Source organism: Pseudomonas sp. DWRC2-2, from assembly GCF_049897885.1.
Taxonomy (GTDB): domain Bacteria; phylum Pseudomonadota; class Gammaproteobacteria; order Pseudomonadales; family Pseudomonadaceae; genus Aquipseudomonas; species Aquipseudomonas azotoformans_A.
In genome coordinates, this window is sequence record NZ_JAFCXD010000010.1 from 1 (window position 1) to 16,590 (window position 16,590).

General features: G+C 60.6%; 11 protein-coding genes. 9 read left to right on the forward strand and 2 right to left on the reverse strand.

The genetic code is table 11. From position 1 onward, the window contains the following. The first annotated feature begins 204 nt into the window (after window positions 1–204). The 9 genes from recC (at window position 205) to ACP7EW_RS28645 (ending at window position 14,953) form a co-directional block, all read left to right on the forward strand. Window positions 205–3,657 carry an exodeoxyribonuclease V subunit gamma gene (gene recC / locus ACP7EW_RS28605; protein ID WP_426221492.1) on the forward strand — a complete coding sequence of 1,151 codons (3,453 nt, stop codon included), beginning with the start codon at window positions 205–207 and terminating at the stop codon, window positions 3,655–3,657. Continuing rightward, window positions 3,654–7,328, forward strand: a complete 3,675-nt coding sequence (gene recB / locus ACP7EW_RS28610; protein ID WP_426221495.1) for an exodeoxyribonuclease V subunit beta — start codon at window positions 3,654–3,656, stop codon at window positions 7,326–7,328. Before recC ends, recB begins: the two co-directional genes overlap by 4 nt. After that, complete coding sequence (recD, locus tag ACP7EW_RS28615) at window positions 7,325–9,394, forward strand: exodeoxyribonuclease V subunit alpha (RefSeq protein WP_426221497.1); 2,070 nt, start codon at window positions 7,325–7,327, stop codon at window positions 9,392–9,394. Before recB ends, recD begins: the two co-directional genes overlap by 4 nt. A gap of 142 nt (window positions 9,395–9,536) precedes the next feature. Continuing rightward, window positions 9,537–10,112: a YfiR family protein gene (locus ACP7EW_RS28620; RefSeq protein ID WP_038847144.1), complete on the forward strand. Its 576-nt coding sequence runs from the start codon at window positions 9,537–9,539 to the stop codon at window positions 10,110–10,112. Further along, on the forward strand, window positions 10,109–11,371 hold the full coding sequence (locus ACP7EW_RS28625; RefSeq protein ID WP_426221499.1) for a diguanylate cyclase domain-containing protein: 1,263 nt from the start codon (window positions 10,109–10,111) through the stop codon (window positions 11,369–11,371). Before ACP7EW_RS28620 ends, ACP7EW_RS28625 begins: the two co-directional genes overlap by 4 nt. A gap of 4 nt (window positions 11,372–11,375) precedes the next feature. Beyond that, the gene (locus ACP7EW_RS28630) at window positions 11,376–11,867 is read left to right on the forward strand and encodes an OmpA family protein (RefSeq protein WP_177059864.1); all 492 of its coding nucleotides are present in this window, start codon (window positions 11,376–11,378) and stop codon (window positions 11,865–11,867) included. Between the two features lie 289 nt (window positions 11,868–12,156). After that, on the forward strand, window positions 12,157–13,104 hold the full coding sequence (locus ACP7EW_RS28635) for a TauD/TfdA family dioxygenase (RefSeq protein ID WP_426221502.1): 948 nt from the start codon (window positions 12,157–12,159) through the stop codon (window positions 13,102–13,104). Window positions 13,105–13,157: 53 nt separating this feature from the next. Beyond that, window positions 13,158–14,006 (forward strand): EamA family transporter, encoded by an 849-nt coding sequence (locus ACP7EW_RS28640; RefSeq protein ID WP_426221504.1) that lies wholly within the window; start codon window positions 13,158–13,160, stop codon window positions 14,004–14,006. Further along, window positions 14,006–14,953 (forward strand): LysR substrate-binding domain-containing protein, encoded by a 948-nt coding sequence (locus tag ACP7EW_RS28645; protein WP_426221506.1) that lies wholly within the window; start codon window positions 14,006–14,008, stop codon window positions 14,951–14,953. Before ACP7EW_RS28640 ends, ACP7EW_RS28645 begins: the two co-directional genes overlap by 1 nt. Before the next feature lie 45 nt (window positions 14,954–14,998). Here the strand turns inward: ACP7EW_RS28645 and ACP7EW_RS28650 are convergent, their stop codons facing one another. Together ACP7EW_RS28650 and ACP7EW_RS28655 are read right to left on the reverse strand one after the other, a co-directional pair. Further along, window positions 14,999–15,289: a DUF3077 domain-containing protein gene (locus ACP7EW_RS28650; protein WP_426221508.1), complete on the reverse strand. Its 291-nt coding sequence runs from the start codon at window positions 15,287–15,289 to the stop codon at window positions 14,999–15,001. Between the two features lie 314 nt (window positions 15,290–15,603). Next, window positions 15,604–16,551 (reverse strand): LysR family transcriptional regulator, encoded by a 948-nt coding sequence (locus ACP7EW_RS28655; RefSeq protein WP_426221510.1) that lies wholly within the window; start codon window positions 16,549–16,551, stop codon window positions 15,604–15,606. Window positions 16,552–16,590 lie beyond the last annotated feature (39 nt).

The window sequence follows — 16,590 nt, forward strand, 5'->3', positions numbered from 1 at the left end:
ACGATGCATCGCCGATGGTAGTGTGGGGTTTCCCCATGTGAGAGTAGGTCATCGTCAAGATTAAATTCCGAAACCCCATTTGCGAAAGCAGATGGGGTTTTGTTTTGGGCGGTCGAAAAGACAGCTAACATCCCAATTCCGCCAACAACTGCCCACAGTGCTAAAGTCGCACCCTCGATTTTTGCTTTTCCCAAGGAAGCCGTTATGCCGGATGCGACGTCCCTCAGCCCTGGATTCATGGTGGTTCACGGCAACCGCCTGGACGAACTGCGCAGCCTGGTGGTCAGTTGGATGCGCCGCTATCCCCTCGCGCCCCTGGAAAACGAAATCGCCCTAGTCCAAAGCAACGGCATCGCCCAGTGGCTCAAGCTGGCCCTGGCTGAAGATCCGGAAGACGACGACATGGGCGGTTGCGGCATCGCCGCAGCAATCGATGTTCAACTGCCCGGCAGCTTTATGTGGCAGCTCTACCGCATGGTCTTAGGCAAAGATGAAATTCCGCCCAAGTCCCTGCTCGATAAAGCACCGCTGACCTGGCGCCTCATGCGCCTGCTGCCGGAGCTTATCGATCAACCGCACTTCGAGCCGCTGCAGCGCTTTCTCACCCACGACACCGATCTGCGTAAACGCTACCAACTCGCCGAGCGCCTGGCTGACCTGTTCGACCAATATCAGGTCTACCGCGCTGATTGGCTCGAAGACTGGGCTGCCGGCCGCCACCAACTGCGCAACGGTCGAGGCGAATTCAAACCGCTCAATCCGGCCAATTGCTGGCAAGCCGAACTATGGCGCGCACTGCTGCTGGATGTCGGTGAAGAAGGCATGGCCGAAAGCCGCGCCGGCGTTCACCAGCGTTTTATCGAGCGCATCAATACACTGGAAACAGCGCCCTCGGGCCTGCCATCCCGAGTCATTGTTTTCGGCATCTCTTCGTTGCCCGCCCAGGCACTGGAAGCCCTCGCCGGCCTCGCGCGATTCAGCCAAGTCCTGCTCTGCGTGCACAACCCCTGCCGTCACCATTGGTCTGACATCGTCGCCGATAAAGACCTGCTACGTAACGAATACAAACGCCAAGCGCGTAAAGCCGGCATGCCGGTCACCATCGACCCACAAACCCTGCACCAGCACGCCCATCCGCTGCTGGCCGCCTGGGGCAAACAAGGCCGTGACTACATCAGCTTGCTGGACAGCTACGACGACCCCAACAGTTACCGCGCAGCATTCCGCGATGGCCGCATCGACCTGTTCAGCGACAGCGAGCCCACCACACTGCTCAACCAGCTCCAGGACGACATCCTGGAACTGCGCCCACTCAATGAAACCCGCGAGCGATGGCCTGCTGTCGACCTGGAACGTGATACCTCCATCCGCTTCCACATCGCCCATAGCGCCCAGCGTGAAGTGGAAATCCTGCACGACCAACTGCTCCAACGCTTCAGTGCCGACCCCTCGCTGCGTCCGCGAGATATCATCGTCATGGTCCCGGATGTCGACAGCTATGCGCCGCATATCCGCGCCGTGTTCGGCCAACTCGAACGCAATGACCCACGCTTCATCCCGTTCACCCTGACCGACCAAGGCCAACGCGGCCGCGACCCGCTGCTTATCGCCGTCGAACACCTGCTGAAACTGCCTGACAGCCGCTTCCCGGTGAGCGAGATCCTCGACCTGCTCGACGTGCCGGCCCTGCGCGAACGCTTCGCCATCCAGGAGCGCGACCTGCCGACGCTGCATCGCTGGATCGAAGGCGCCGGCATCCGCTGGGGGCTCAACGCCGAACAACGTGCCGGCCTAGGCCTGCCAGCAGAGTTGGAACAAAACAGCTGGCGTTTCGGCCTGCGCCGCATGTTGCTTGGTTACGCCGTAGGCACCGGTGCCGCGTGTGAGGGTATCGAGCCCTACGATGAAATCGGTGGCCTCGACGCAGCGCTCATTGGCCCTCTGGTCGCTTTGCTCGACGCGCTCAACGACGCACATCAAGCACTGTCGCTACCTGCGGCTCCTGCGCAATGGGGTGAGCGCCTGCAACGCCTGATGCAACTGTTCTTCCTGCCCAGCAGCGAACACGATGACTACCTCCTGGGCCAACTCGAACAACTCAGGGAAACCTGGCTGGAAACCTGCGAATCCGTCGGCCTGCAGGACGAGTTACCTCTGACTGTAGTCCGCGAAGCTTGGCTCGCAGGTCTGGACCAAGGTCGCCTCTCCCAGCGTTTCCTCGCCGGAGCTGTCAATTTCTGTACGTTGATGCCCATGCGAGCGATCCCATTCAAGCTCGTTTGCCTGCTCGGCATGAACGATGGCGATTACCCGCGCGCGCAACCCCCACTGGACTTCGACCTGATGGGCAGCGACTACCGCCCCGGTGACCGTTCACGCCGTGAAGACGACCGCTACCTGTTGCTCGAAGCGCTCCTGTCAGCCCGCGACCAGCTTTACATAAGCTGGGTGGGCCGCAGCATCCGCGATAACAGTGACCGCCCTGCGTCGGTACTCATCGGCCAACTGCGTGACCACCTCTCCAGCGGCTGGCACCACGCTAATGGCGATGAATCGCTCATCGACGCCATGACACAAGAGCACCCACTGCAACCGTTCAGCGCCCGTTACTTCCATGAGGGCGACGCGCTGTTCAGCTACGCCCGTGAGTGGCAATTGCTGCACGAAACGCCGGATGCGATCCAGAAAGAAGACGGACTCACGCCGCATCAACAGGACGAGCCCCTGAGTCTCGGCCAGCTTCAAGACTTCCTGCGCAATCCGGTCAAACACTTCTTCAGCCAACGCCTGAAAGTGTTCTTCGAGGCCGCCGAAGTGCCACTGGCCGACGAAGAACCCTTCGTTCTCGACGCCCTGCAACGCTACAGCCTGAGCGACAGCCTACTGAGCGCCGCACTCACCCAACCCGATCATCTCGACCAAACCCTGAACGCCCAGGCCCTGCGCCTGCAAGGCAGTGGCCTGTTGCCGATGGTCGGTTTCGGCGAATGCCTGCGCAACGAACTGATCGAACCGTTACCCGATCTGTTGCGACGCTATCAGCAACTGCTCGTCCTCTGGCCCACCCCGCACACCGGCGCCGAACCGGTCAGTTTTGAGCATAATGGCGTGCAGTTGGAAGGTTGGATCAGTGGTCTGCATCGACGCAGCGATGGTGGGTTGCTCAGCGTTACCACCATCCCCAACAGCATCGGCTCGATCAAGACCCGCAAGTGGCATCGCCTGATTCGCCCCTGGGTCAATCACGTGGTTGCCTGCGCCTGCGGCCTGCCGCTGAGCACCGGCTTGGTGGCCAGCGATGACACCCTGCTGCTGCCGCCCCTGGATAAAACCAATGCCCAGGAAATCCTCGGTAACCTATTGTTGGCCTGGCATACCGGCATGAGCCAACCCTTGCCCGTCGCCGTCAAAACCGCTTTCGCTTGGCTCAGCCAAACTGACCCCGCCAAGGCTCAGGCGGCGGCCAGCAAAGCCTACGAAGGCGATGGCCTGACTACCGATGGCGAACGCCGCGAAACCCCGGCGCTCACCCGGCAATTCCCCGACTACGCCACGCTCATCGCCAGCGAAGAATTCGAAGGTTGGTGCGAAACCCTGTATCGCCCGCTGCTCAACGCCCCGTGGCGATCACTTACAGGCGAGGAGGCCGGCACATGACCAGCAAACCCTTGGCCCTGGCCTTCCCGCTCAAAGGCAGCCAGCTGATTGAAGCCAGCGCCGGCACCGGCAAGACCTTTACCATCTCCGCCCTCTACCTGCGCCTGGTCCTCGGCCACGGTGGCGATGAATCAGGCTTCGGCCGCGAACTGCTGCCGCCGCAAATCCTGGTGGTGACCTTCACCGATGCCGCCACCAAAGAACTGCGCGAACGCATCCGCATCCGACTGGCTGAAGCAGCACGCTTCTTCCGCGAAGAAATTGAACAGCCCGACGCCCTGATCGCTGATCTACGCGACGAATACCCGCTCGAACAATGGCCCGCCTGCGCCAACCGCCTGGACATCGCCGCGCAATGGATGGACGAAGCCGCCGTCTCGACCATCCACAGTTGGTGCCAGCGCATGTTGCGCGAGCACGCGTTCGACAGCGGCAGCCTGTTCACCCAAACCCTGGAAACCGATCACAGCGACTTGCTCGGCGAAGTGTTGCGCGATTACTGGCGACTGTTCTGCTACCCGATGCACGACGACGCACTCAATTGGGTACGCAGCAACTGGGGTGGCCCCGCCGCATTGATGCCGCGAGTGCGCGCGTTGTTCGGCAGCGAACGGCCGACGGATGAAACCCGCGAGCCCGCAGAACTGATCACGGCCTGCCTGCAAGAGCGCCGCGAAGCGCTGACCGCCATCAAGGCGCCCTGGCAACAATGGGCCGCCGAGCTGCGCGACATCTGCCTGCAAGCCGTTGCCGCCAAAGCTGTCGACGGTCGCAAGATGCAAGCGCGTTACTTCGAGCCCTGGTTCGAAAAGATCAGCGCCTGGGCCGCTGACGAAACCCTCGAACAACTCGACATCGGCACCGGCTTCACCCGCTTGACGCCCGACGGCATGGCCGAAGCCTGGAAAGGCGAGCCGCCGCAGCATCCTGGCATCAACGCCATGGCTGGCCTCAAGGCGGCCCTTGATGCGCTACCAACTCCCGACGCCGCCGTGTTGCAACACGCGGCCGGCTGGGTCGGTAAACGCTTTGAAGAAGAAAAACGCCGTCGCGCCGAAATGGGTTTCGACGACATGCTCATCCGCCTCAACGCTGCACTGCAAGCCGACGGCGGCGAACGCCTGGCCAGTGTGATCCGCGAGCAATTCCCGGTAGCCCTGATCGACGAGTTCCAGGACACCGACCCGGTGCAATACGCCATCTTCGACAGCATTTACCGCATCGAAGAAAACCACCTCGACAGTGGCCTGTTCCTGATCGGCGACCCCAAGCAAGCGATCTACGCCTTCCGTGGCGCCGATATCTACACCTACCTGCGCGCCCGTCAGTCCACCACTGGCCGTCATCACACGTTGGGCACCAACTTCCGCTCCAGCCACGCGATGGTCGAGGCGGTGAACCACGTGTTCCAGCGAGCGGAAACAGGTCGCGGCGCATTCCTGTTCCGCGAGCCCAATGGTGAAAACCCGGTGCCGTTCCACTCGGTACTGTCCCAGGGGCGCAAAGAACAGTTGCAGGTAAATGGCCAAACGCTACCAGCCATGAACCTCTGGCACTTGCCTACTGACCAGCCGGTTTCCAACGTGCTGTATCGTCAGCAACTTGCGGCGGCCTGTGCCACGCACATTGTTGAATTGCTCAACGGCGGGCAGCAGGGCAGCGCAGGCTTCTTACAACCGGACGGCAGCTTCAAAGGCGTGCGTCCGTCAGACATCGCCATTCTCGTGCGCGACGGCAAGGAGGCCCAGGCCGTGCGCGCCGAGTTGGCCGCCCGTGGCGTGCGCAGCGTCTACCTGTCCGACAAGGACTCGGTCTTCGCCGCCCAGGAAGCCCACGACCTGCTGGCCTGGCTCAAGGCTTGTGCCGAGCCGGATGTGGAACGTCCGCTGCGCGCCGCACTGGCTTGCGTCACCCTGAACCTATCACTGCCGGAACTGGAACGTCTGAACCAGGACGAACTGGCGTGGGAAAGCCGCGTCATGCAGTTCCGTGGCTACCGTGCGATCTGGCGTACTCAAGGCGTGCTGCCGATGCTGCGTCGTCTGCTTCACGACTTCAAACTGCCGCAAACCCTGATCGCGCGCAGTGATGGCGAACGTGTTCTGACCAACCTGCTGCACCTCAGCGAGTTGCTGCAACAGGCCGCATCGGAACTGGACGGTGAACAGGCACTGATCCGCCATCTGGCCGAACACCTGGCACTTTCTGGTCAGGCGGGTGAAGAACAAATCCTGCGCCTGGAGAGTGATGAGCAACTGGTCAAGGTCGTGACCATCCACAAATCCAAAGGCCTGGAATACGACCTGGTTTTCCTGCCCTTCATCTGCTCAGCCAAACCCGTGGATGGCAGCCGATTGCCCCTTCATTACCATGATGAAACCGGCAAATCCCAGGTCAGCCTGCGTCCTACGCCTGAGCTGATCGCAAAGGCAGACAATGAGCGTCTGGCCGAAGACCTGCGCCTGTTCTACGTCGCCCTGACACGCGCCAAGCACGCCTGCTGGCTAGGCATCGCCGACCTCAAGCGTGGCAACAGCAACAGCTCCGTGCTGCACCTGTCGGCGCTGGGCTACTTGCTCGGTGCAGGCGCCTCGTTGGGTGAGTCCGCCGGCTTGGCACGCTGGCTCCTGGACCTTCAAGAAGGTTGCACCGCCATCAACTACGCCCAGGTGCCCGAAGCGCAAGACATCCTTTTCCACCCACCGCGCAACGAAGCCACGCTACGAGCGCCGCTCCTGCCCAAGCGCAAGGCTGCGGAAAACTGGTGGATCGCTTCCTACAGCGCCTTGCGCATTGGCGACAGCATGAGCGCCGCCCCGCTCGAAGCTCCGGAAAGTCCACAGGCCCAGAAGTTGTTCGATGACGAACGCCTCGACCCCGATGCACCCCGCGAAGTGGCGGCGTCCGGCGGCGATATTCACCGTTTCCCACGCGGTCCTAACCCAGGGACCTTCCTCCACGGCCTATTGGAATGGGCAGGGGAGGACGGCTTTAACGTTACGCCCGAGGCCATCGAAAAAGCCGTGGGCGCCCGCTGCAACCGGCGCAACTGGGAAGGCTGGATCATCACCCTCAGCAGCTGGCTCGGCCATCTGCTGCAAACGCCGCTGCCTGTGGATAACGGTCACGTCTCCCTCAGTGGTTTGCAGCAGTACCAGATCGAGATGGAGTTCTGGTTCGCCAGCCACAAGGTTGACGTACTCGCCGTCGACAAGTTGGTGTGCCAATTCACCCACAACGGCGCTTCCCGCGTTGCCGCCGAGCCTGTACTGCTCAACGGCATGTTCAAGGGCTTCATCGATTTGACCTTCGAACACGATGGCCGCTATTACGTGGCCGACTACAAATCCAACTGGCTGGGCCCCGACGATTCGGCCTACACCTTGGATGCCATGGAGCAGTCGATCCTTGATCATCGGTACGACCTTCAATACGTACTTTACCTACTGGCCCTGCACCGCCAACTCAAGGCGCGCCTGCCGGACTACGACTACGACCGCCATATCGGCGGCGCGCTGTACATTTTCCTGCGGGGCACGCAGTCCGCGAGCCAGGGTGCGTATTTCACCCGACCGCCGCGGGAACTGATCGAAGGCCTGGACCTGCTGTTCCAGGGCAAGCCCATCCCGCCCAAGGTTGAGCCCGCCTGGGAACAAGGAGTGTTGTTATGAGCCTGTCGCCGCTACCGCTGGAGGCGCTGATGCCCCTCAGCCGCGCCGCTGACCTGGTGCAACTGCTGGAGCGCTGGGTCGATCGTGGCTGGTTGCGTGCCTTGGACAAAGCCTTCGTGGGTTTCCTGCACGAGCTTGACCCTCAGGCCGACCCGCTGGTGCTGCTGGCCGCCGCGCTGACCAGCCATCAATTGGGCCATGGTCACGTCTGCCTCGACTTGTTCGAAACCCTCAAGGCGCCGGATTTTGCCCTGTCCTTGCCGCCAGAGGGCGATCTGCAAACCGGCGCCATGTTGTTGCCGTCGCAGTTATTGGAAGGCCTGGACGGCGCCCACTGGTGCCACGCACTGGCCGCCAGTCACCTGGTGGCGCTGGCGGTCGATGGCAGCGAATCCGCGCAGAGTCGTCCTTTGGTACTGTCCGGCAAGCGTCTGTACCTGCGCCGCTACTGGACTTACGAACGGCGCATCGACAGCGCCTTGCGCCTGCGTCTTGCCACCCAGGAAAACGTGGCCGTCGATTTGCCGCAGCGCCTCAACAGCCTGTTCGATCAACCGCCGCCTGACGGTGTGATCGACTGGCAAAAACTCGCCTGCGCCCTGGCCACACGCGGCGCATTCAGCATCGTCACCGGCGGCCCTGGCACTGGCAAAACCACCACCGTGGTGCGCCTGCTCGCGCTGTTGCAGGCGCCGGCTGTGGAATCCGGCAGCCCATTGCGCATTCGCCTGGCCGCCCCCACCGGTAAGGCCGCCGCACGCCTCACCGAGTCCATCAGCCAACAAGTGCTGTCGCTGAAAGTGCCGGACAGCGTGAAGGAAAAAATCCCGACCCAGGTCACCACCGTCCACCGCTTGCTGGGCAGTCGCCCAGGCACACGGCATTTTCGTCATCACCTCGGTAACCCATTGCCCTTGGATGTGCTGGTGGTGGACGAAGCCTCGATGATCGACCTGGAAATGATGGCCAACCTGCTCGACGCCTTGCCGCGCCATGCACGCCTGGTGCTGCTGGGTGACAAGGACCAACTGGCGTCGGTAGAGGCGGGCGCCGTCCTGGGTGACTTGTGCCGCGACGCCGAAGCCGGTTTCTACAACGCCGACACCCGCCAATGGCTGCAAGCCGTCAGCGGCGAAGACCTCAGTGCCAGCGGCCTGCAGGAAGACCTCGACGGTAGCCACCCCCTGGCCCAGCAAGTGGTGATGCTGCGTTACTCGCGACGTTTCGGCGAAGGCAGTGGCATCGGCCAACTGGCGCGCTGGGTCAACCAGCAAAACGCTGAAGAAGCCCGCAAGCTACTCGCCGCGCGCAGTCACGCTGATCTGTTTTGCGTCAGCCTCAAAGGCGAACACGATCACGCCCTCGAACGCCTGGTGCTGGACGGGCAGGGTGACGGTGCAGAGGGCTATCGCTATTACCTCAACTTGTTGCAGAGCGCCCGCCCGTCGCCGGATACGTCGCGTGAAAGTGAGGCCTGGACCCACTGGGCGCAACAACTGCTGCAAGCCTTCGACGCGTTCCAACTGCTCTGCGCGGTACGCAAAGGCCCGTGGGGCGTGGAAGGCCTGAACCTGCGCATCACCGCCGCCCTGCGCAAGGTGCGGTTGATCGAAGGCGACGAGCAATGGTACGAAGGCCGCCCGGTGCTGATGACCCGCAACGATTACGGCCTGGGTCTGATGAACGGCGACATCGGCATCGCGCTCAAACTGCCCGAAAGTGACGGCGGCCCTCAGGTGCTGCGCGTGGCCTTCCCACGCAACGACGGCCAAGGCGGTGTGCGATTTGTGCTGCCCAGCCGTCTGAACGATGTGGAAACCGTGTACGCCATGACCGTACACAAATCCCAAGGCTCGGAATTCACCCATACCGCGCTGATCCTGCCGGATGCGCTGAACCCGGTGCTGACCAAAGAGCTGATCTACACCGGCATCACCCGGGCCAAGCGCTGGTTCAGCCTGATCGAGCCCCGAGGCGGCGTGTTTGAGGAGGCCGTCAGGCGCAAGGTCAAGCGTTTGAGTGGGTTGATGCTGGAGCTGGGTCACGAATCGGAAAAAACTGACTGATAGGTCATGCCAGATTTCTGGTTCAGTCGCCTGATTTTTCTGGAAAAATAGCCGCCCCTGCGAAGACCTACTCTTCGCGGGGTTTTCCGCCGCTGTGCTATCGTTGCGGCATCATCTAAAAAACACCTGAGAGAATCGCTGCATGAACGTGGCTGTCTCGCCCACAGAGCGCAGTTTGAGCTGGAGACGCATGCTGCTGGTGGCGTTCCTGTGCGTGTTCGCGCCACACGCTTTCGCCCAGGCGCCCGACCCTGCGGGCCTTGCCGCCCAGCGTGCGCAGGCCGTCACCCAAGTGGTGCTGGGTATCCTCAGTTATGCGCGCTGGCCGGTAGAACCTGCGCAATTGCGCCTGTGCATCGTTGGCCCGACCCAATACACCGACGACCTGATCAAGGGCACCACCCAGGCCACCGGTCGCCCAGTGGTGGTGCAGCGCCTGCTGGCCAGCCATCCCGATATCGTCAATGCGTGCGACGCGGTGTACATCGGCAAGCTCAGCGCCGATGAGCGCAGCCAGTTGTTCACCTCGTTGATCGGCCATCCGGTGCTGAGCATCAGCGAAGGCGGCGACCAATGCACCGTGGGCAGTCTGTTCTGCCTGCGGGTGAGCGATGAGCAGGTGTCGTTCGAGGTCAACCTCGACTCCGTCGCCCGCAGCGGCGTGCGCATTCACCCGAGCGTGCTGCAGTTGTCCCGCCGCCGAGCGCCTGCGTCATGACAGCCGTCAAAGCGCGGCCGACCCTGCGTTCCGTCATTGGCCGGGGGCACATGATCCTGGCGCTGGTGGCGGTGACGCTGGCAAGTGTTTCCCTGACCCTGCTTGGCGTACTGGCGCTGCGGGTCTATGCCGAGCACAACCTGCACCTGATCGCACGCTCCATCAACTACACCGTGGAAGCGGCGGTGGTGTTCAACGACAGCGCGGCGGCCACTGAAGCCCTCAGCCTGATTGCCTCCACCGAAGAAGTGGCCGAGGCCGAAGTCTTCGATGCCAATGGCAAGCTGTTGGCGAAGTGGATACGCCCGGAAACCGGCATGCTCTCGCGGGTCGAGTTGGAGCTGGCGCACACCCTGCTCGAACAACCCATCAGCCAGCCGATCCTGCATCAAGGCAAAGCCATCGGCAGCATTCATCTCACCGGCCACGGCGGTAGTCTGCTGCGCTTCCTGCTCAGCGGCCTGGCCGGGATCCTCATCTGCACCGCGCTTAGCGCGTGGATTGCCCTACACCTGGCGCGACGCCTGTTGCGCGGCATTACCGGCCCGCTGCAAAGCCTTGCCGCCGTGGCCCACGCCGCCCGCAGCGAGCGCGACTTCGACCGCCGCGTGCCGCCGGCGCGTATCGCCGAACTCGACAACCTGGGCAGTGACTTCAATGCCTTGCTCGGCGAAATGGAAGCCTGGCAAAGCCACCTGCAAAGCGAGAACGAATCCCTCGCCCACCAGGCCAACCACGACAGCCTGACCGGCCTGCCCAACCGTGCGTTCTTCGAAGGCCGTTTGATCCGCGCCCTGCGCAGCGCGGCCAAGGCCAAAGAACAGGTGGCGGTGCTGTACCTCGACAGTGATCGTTTCAAAGAGATCAACGACAGCTTTGGCCACGCCGCCGGCGACGCCGTCCTCGTCGCCGTCGCCGAGCGCGTGCGTGCGCAATTGCGTGAAGATGACCTGGTGGCGCGCCTGGGCGGCGATGAGTTCGCCATCCTGCTGGCGCCGCTACACAAGGCGCAAGACGCCGAGCGCATTGCCGAAAAGATCATCGCCAGCATGGACCTGCCCATCCCCGTGCCCGGCAACACCCAGGTATTGACCTCCCTCAGTATCGGCATTGCGATCTACCCCGATCATGGCGCCACCCCTGGCACCTTGCTCAACGCCGCCGACGCGGCGATGTACCAGGCCAAGCGTTTATCCTCGGGCGGCCAGCAAACGGCGGAGTCGGATAACCCCGTCGTCAACGTTCAACACAGGAGTTGACCCCTTGTTCACGACCGCACGCTTCATGTTTATCACCCTGCTGGTGGCACTGCTCGCCCTCGGCGGCTGCCAGACGCCGCCCCCCAAAGGCCTGACCCCGGCGCAAGTGGCCGTCCTCAAGCAACAAGGCTTTGAGCTGACCGACGAAGGCTGGGCATTCGGCCTGTCCGGCAAAGTGCTGTTCGGCAGCGACGTCGAGACCCTCAACCAACCCAGCACCGACATCGTCCAGCGCATCGGCAAGGCCTTGCTGAGCGTCGGCATCGAACGCGTGCGCGTCGACGGCCACACCGACGCTTCCGGCAAGGAAACCTACAACCAGCAACTGTCCCTGCGCCGCGCAAAAAGCGTGGCGGCGGTGTTGACCGGTGTGGGCATGAAGGAAGAGAACATCCAGCTGCGCGGGCTGGGTAGCAGCGAGCCGGTGGCGCCGAACACCACGGTGGCGGGGCGCACGGAGAATCGTCGGGTGTCGATTGTGGTGATTGCGGACTGAACCCGTCCCGCAAATCTCAATGTGAAACCCAATCAACTGTGGGAGCTGGCTTGCCGGCGATAGCGGTGTCTCAGTACCGGATGTACTGACTGACATACTGCCATCGCTGGCAAGCCAGCTCCCACAGTTGGTTTTGTGGTGTGCCTGAAACAGCGTTTGCTAAGTAACTTCTCCGTAGGAAAGCGCTGCCATGACGAATTTTGATGGCTAGGCTGATGAGGTTTCGCTTTTTTGCAAATGGTGGGCTTAGTTAAATGAACGCTCCAACTAACCAGCGTAAAGGATTGCGATGAACATAAACGTCAGTGATTTCCGGCAAGCAGTTTCCAAAGTTAGACTTTCAAAATTTGCCTTCGATGAACTTTTGAGCGCAAGAGAGTTGCTAGTATCTGAAAGTCAGGGGGCTCGATTCGATACCAAGACTGCCTACATCAATTCTCTACAATCATCCGTCTTGAGTGAGGAGCTAGATAGAATCCGAACCATGATCGACCATGAATGCCATGTCTTGATTCTTGATGGTTTTAAGGTCGAGAAACTTGAAACCTTTAAATCACTGATATGGACATTTGGTTCGCTACTCGGCGTACCCCTGGTGCAGAATCATCTGGGTCACAAGGTGATTGAGGTTTATGACAGAGGCGGTAAGAGTATTGAGGAGGGGGCGAGATACCATCAAACCCGTCAAGGTGCGTACGTACACAACGATGGAGTGAGCGATCCGCTACCTATCGATTACTTGATCCTGGCTTGCGGACAGCAAGCGCTTTTGGGCGGCGAGAGCATCCTGATTGATGCAAGCGCCGTATACGCGGAGCTGATGGCGTTTCCAGAAATATTGGAAGAGCTTAAATGCAACTTCTTTTTTGAAAACCGCGGTATGTCAGATGAAGAGCAGCTTTTCAAGGCGCCCATTCTGAGCTTTTCCAATGAAGGCATTCCACTGATCAGATACTTTCGGGTCTACATTGAATCCGCCCACATCAAGGCGGGAGTGCCGTTAACGGTGACTCAATGTCAAGCGCTGGACTTTCTGGATACTGTTCTCGATCAGTCATCCGTTCAGCAGCGAGTGCTGCTGGAACCAGGGCAGGTACTTATTTCGGCCGATAATAAGTTTCTTCATACTCGCACGCACTTCATTGACAGGAATACGCCACGTTGTGCGATAGATGATGCTGAGTCTTTGAGCGATCTAAATCACTACATGCTACGGATGTGGTTGCGCAAACAATGATACCTCGATGCCCATAGCGTACATTCTCTACTATCCGCCACAAGCCGAGCCCCATGGACAACTCCGATATCGCGATCACGCTGGTCTTGATCTCAGCCTTCATGCACGCCACCTGGAACGCTGTCGTCCGCGCCGGCAGCAGTCGCTTCATGACCTTGGCCATGGTGGATGGCACCGCGCTGGTGATATGCCTGTTGGCGTTGCCGTTTGTCAGCGTGCCGAGCCTGGAGGTGTGGGGCTACATCCTCGTCTCCGTGGGACTCAATACGGTCTATCGGTTATTTCTGATCAAAGCCTACGAAACGGGTGATTTCGGGCAGGTGTACCCGGTGATGCGAGGGATTCCGCCCGTATTGGTCGCGCTGTTTTCCTACTTTATGTTGCATGAGCAATTGTCACGCGAGGCGCTGGCGGGTGTGGTGTTGATTTGTGTGGGCATCATCAGCCTGACATGTGTGCGCAGGATGACGGCGCAGATGCTCAAGCCGATCCTGATGGCGGTGTGTGCCGGGGCGTTTATCGCGGCTTACACGGTGGTGGACGCCAAAGGCGTGAGAGCCAGTGAAACGGTGTTGCAATACATCATCTACCTGACGGTATTCCAGAGCATTCCGATCCCGGTGCTAGCGTTTTCCAGGGAGCGTTTGGCCTTGATGCGTGCGATACGTGGGCATTGGCGAGTCGGCCTGTTGGGCGGTGTTTTTTACCTGGCGTCTTACGGATTGGTGTTGTTTGCGTTGTCGCTGGACGCGGTGGCCAAGGTCTCAGCGCTGCGGGAAACCAGTGTTATTATCGGCGCCATTATTGCCGCGCTGTTCTTTCACGAACGGTTCGGTTGGCGACGTATGCTGTCGGCATTCGTCATTGTTTGCGGGATCATCTTGATCAAAGTGAGCACCTGATGGCCCAGCGTCCGCCTCCCACTCCGATGCTTCAAGCGTTCGTCAGCGCTGCGCAAACCGGTAGCTTTGCGCGTGCGGCGTCGCAGCTTAACCTCACCGCCAGCGCCATCAGCCATCAAATTGCAGGCCTGGAGGAGTGGTGGGGCGTGCAGTTGTTTGAGCGGCATTCGCGCGGCGTCAAGCTGACGTCCGCAGGGCAGGCTTTGTTGCCGGTCACCGACGGATTTTTCAAGGCGCTGGATGGGGTCTTGCATTCACTCAACCCCGCAAAATCCCGACCGCTGTACCTCTCATGCACGTCCTCGCTCTGCTCGACATGGCTGATCCCCAGGATGCACGGCTCTCACACTGAGGCCTCATTCAACCTCGATCTGGTGTTGACCAGTGCTGACATCAACCGCACTAGTCTGGAAGCGCATCAATACGATGTCGCGGTGGTGATGGGGTATGGCGATTACCCGGATCATCATGTTGAACTGCTGATGCGTGACGCGGTGTTCCCCGTCTGCTCGTCGGAATTTCTACGGTTGAAGGGGGATATCGCGCCGGGGGATGTGGCCCAATACCCGCTGATTCATCGGGTGGACGATCAGGTGTGTCCGGGGTGGGAAAGCTGGTTTGCGTTTCAGGGCCTGCCGACGCCGCCTTATCACCATGGGCCGCGCTTTCCGGATTCGAGCCTGGCGATCAGTCTGGCGGTAAAGGGCACAGGGATTGCGCTGGGCAGGACTGCGTTGGTGTATGACCAATTGGAAAACGGTGCATTGGTTGCGTTGAAAAGCCCCGTGATGATGTCCCCAGCGGCCTACTACATCATTTGTCGAAATGGGCGACAGTCAGAGCCGGATATTGCGCGTCTGATTGAATGGCTCAAGACCCGTGCGGGTGAGTTCCTGCGCGAAGTTCGGGCTCGGTATCCACAAATAGCCGGGACCACCGCCGTTTAAATGTTGGGAGGAGCAGGGCTCCTCCCGCATTCGAGCGGTGATCGCTTAACGGCTTGGCGTCATCGCTTGCGTCAGGTCATCGACCACGGCTTTGCCCATCTCACACAGGTAATGCGCGGCCCACGCGTATTGCTCGTCGCGCACATCCATGGCGGCTTCCATCGCGAGTTTCTTGGAGTAAAAAAGCAGCGTGGAGGCGTGCTCTAACGCTTCCTCAATGGGCATGCCGGCGTTGACGCGGAACAGGGGTTTTTCGTTTTCGCCGTAATCGCCGAAGGTGACGACGCCGAGGGTGGTGATGGAAGAAAGCGGTGGGTCGGGGACGATTTTAGTCATGATCTATACCTGGGAGTTTAGGGAGCCACCCACTCATGTCGCTAAACATGAAAGGGTGGCAGCTGTACGCAGGTTAGCGAACCGGACCCAGGACCCGGCAGACCCGAAGGTCTCCCACGCACAGCCGCCATAACACGACAACGACGAGCATGAAGCGCTTGCCGTTGGAGGCTGTGTCCGGGTTCGGGTCGCTAAACCCGTTCGCTGATGTCAGCGAAGTACGGAGGCTAATGACTCGAACCCTAAGGCACAATAGGCCGGAGATTCTCTAGGAAACGTCCTGCAAATTAAAGCGAATCATCGTTGATGGCCCTTTAATCCGCGAACCTGATCTCCCTGGTCTCCCCCATCAACAACCCCTGATTCTGCTCCGTCACTTCCCTGATGTAGTCCCACAACAACGTAATCCGCTTCAACTTCCTCAAATCCTCCCGGCAATACATCCAGAACTGGCGAGTGATGGAAATCTGCTCCCCCAGCATCGGTAACAACCGTGGATCCTGCGCCGCCAAAAAACACGGCAATATCGCCATCGACCGCCCTTGCTGCGCCGCCACGTACTGCGCGATCACGCTGGTACTGCGCAGGCTGGCGCTGGCGCCGGGGACCACGTTGGCCAGGTACAACAGCTCCGAGCTGAAGGCCAAGTCATCCACATAGCTGATAAACGGATGCTCGGCCAAATCCGCCGGTTTGCGGATTGGAGGGTGTTGGTCGAGGTATTCCTGGGTCGCGTACAGCTGCAATTTGTAGTCGCACAATTTGCAGCACACATAGGGCCCGTGTTCCGGGCGTTCCAGGGCGATGACGATGTCGGCTTCGCGCTTGGACAGGCTGATGAAGTGCGGCAGGGGCAGGATGTCTACCGAGATGGCGGGGTAGGTGTCGACGAAGTGGCTCAATTGCGGGGTGACGAAAAAGCTGCCGAACCCTTCGGTGCAGCCCATGCGTACATGGCCCGACAGCGCCACGCCGGAGCCGGAGACTTGCTCGCAGGCCATGTGCAGGGTGCTTTCGATGGACTCGGCGTAGCCCAGCAAGCGCTGGCCTTCGGGGGTGAGGACGAAGCCGTTGGTCCGGGACTTTTCGAACAGCAACGTACCGAGTGACACTTCCAATGAACTGATGCGCCGCGACACCGTGGTGTAGTCCACCGCTAGGCGCTTGGCGGCCACGCTGGCCTTGCGGGTACGGGCCACTTCGAGGAAAAACTTCAGGTCATCCCAGTTCAGGGAGCCCAGCGACGTGATGTTTTTTTGCATATTGGTCCGGCTTTTATGTGCGTTCTTATTAGAGATTTG

Bases quoted from the DNA above. Each gene is read 5' to 3' on its own strand.
- ACP7EW_RS28645 (WP_426221506.1), top strand. From the start codon at position 14,006: ATGGCCCAGCGTCCGCCTCCCACTCCGATGCTTCAAGCGTTCGTCAGC.
- ACP7EW_RS28640 (WP_426221504.1), top strand. From the start codon at position 13,158: ATGGACAACTCCGATATCGCGATCACGCTGGTCTTGATCTCAGCCTTC.
- recB (WP_426221495.1), top strand. From the start codon at position 3,654: ATGACCAGCAAACCCTTGGCCCTGGCCTTCCCGCTCAAAGGCAGCCAG.
- recD (WP_426221497.1), top strand. From the start codon at position 7,325: ATGAGCCTGTCGCCGCTACCGCTGGAGGCGCTGATGCCCCTCAGCCGC.
- ACP7EW_RS28635 (WP_426221502.1), top strand. From the start codon at position 12,157: ATGAACATAAACGTCAGTGATTTCCGGCAAGCAGTTTCCAAAGTTAGA.
- ACP7EW_RS28620 (WP_038847144.1), top strand. From the start codon at position 9,537: ATGAACGTGGCTGTCTCGCCCACAGAGCGCAGTTTGAGCTGGAGACGC.
- ACP7EW_RS28655 (WP_426221510.1), bottom strand. From the start codon at position 16,551: ATGCAAAAAAACATCACGTCGCTGGGCTCCCTGAACTGGGATGACCTG.
- ACP7EW_RS28625 (WP_426221499.1), top strand. From the start codon at position 10,109: ATGACAGCCGTCAAAGCGCGGCCGACCCTGCGTTCCGTCATTGGCCGG.
- ACP7EW_RS28650 (WP_426221508.1), bottom strand. From the start codon at position 15,289: ATGACTAAAATCGTCCCCGACCCACCGCTTTCTTCCATCACCACCCTC.
- recC (WP_426221492.1), top strand. From the start codon at position 205: ATGCCGGATGCGACGTCCCTCAGCCCTGGATTCATGGTGGTTCACGGC.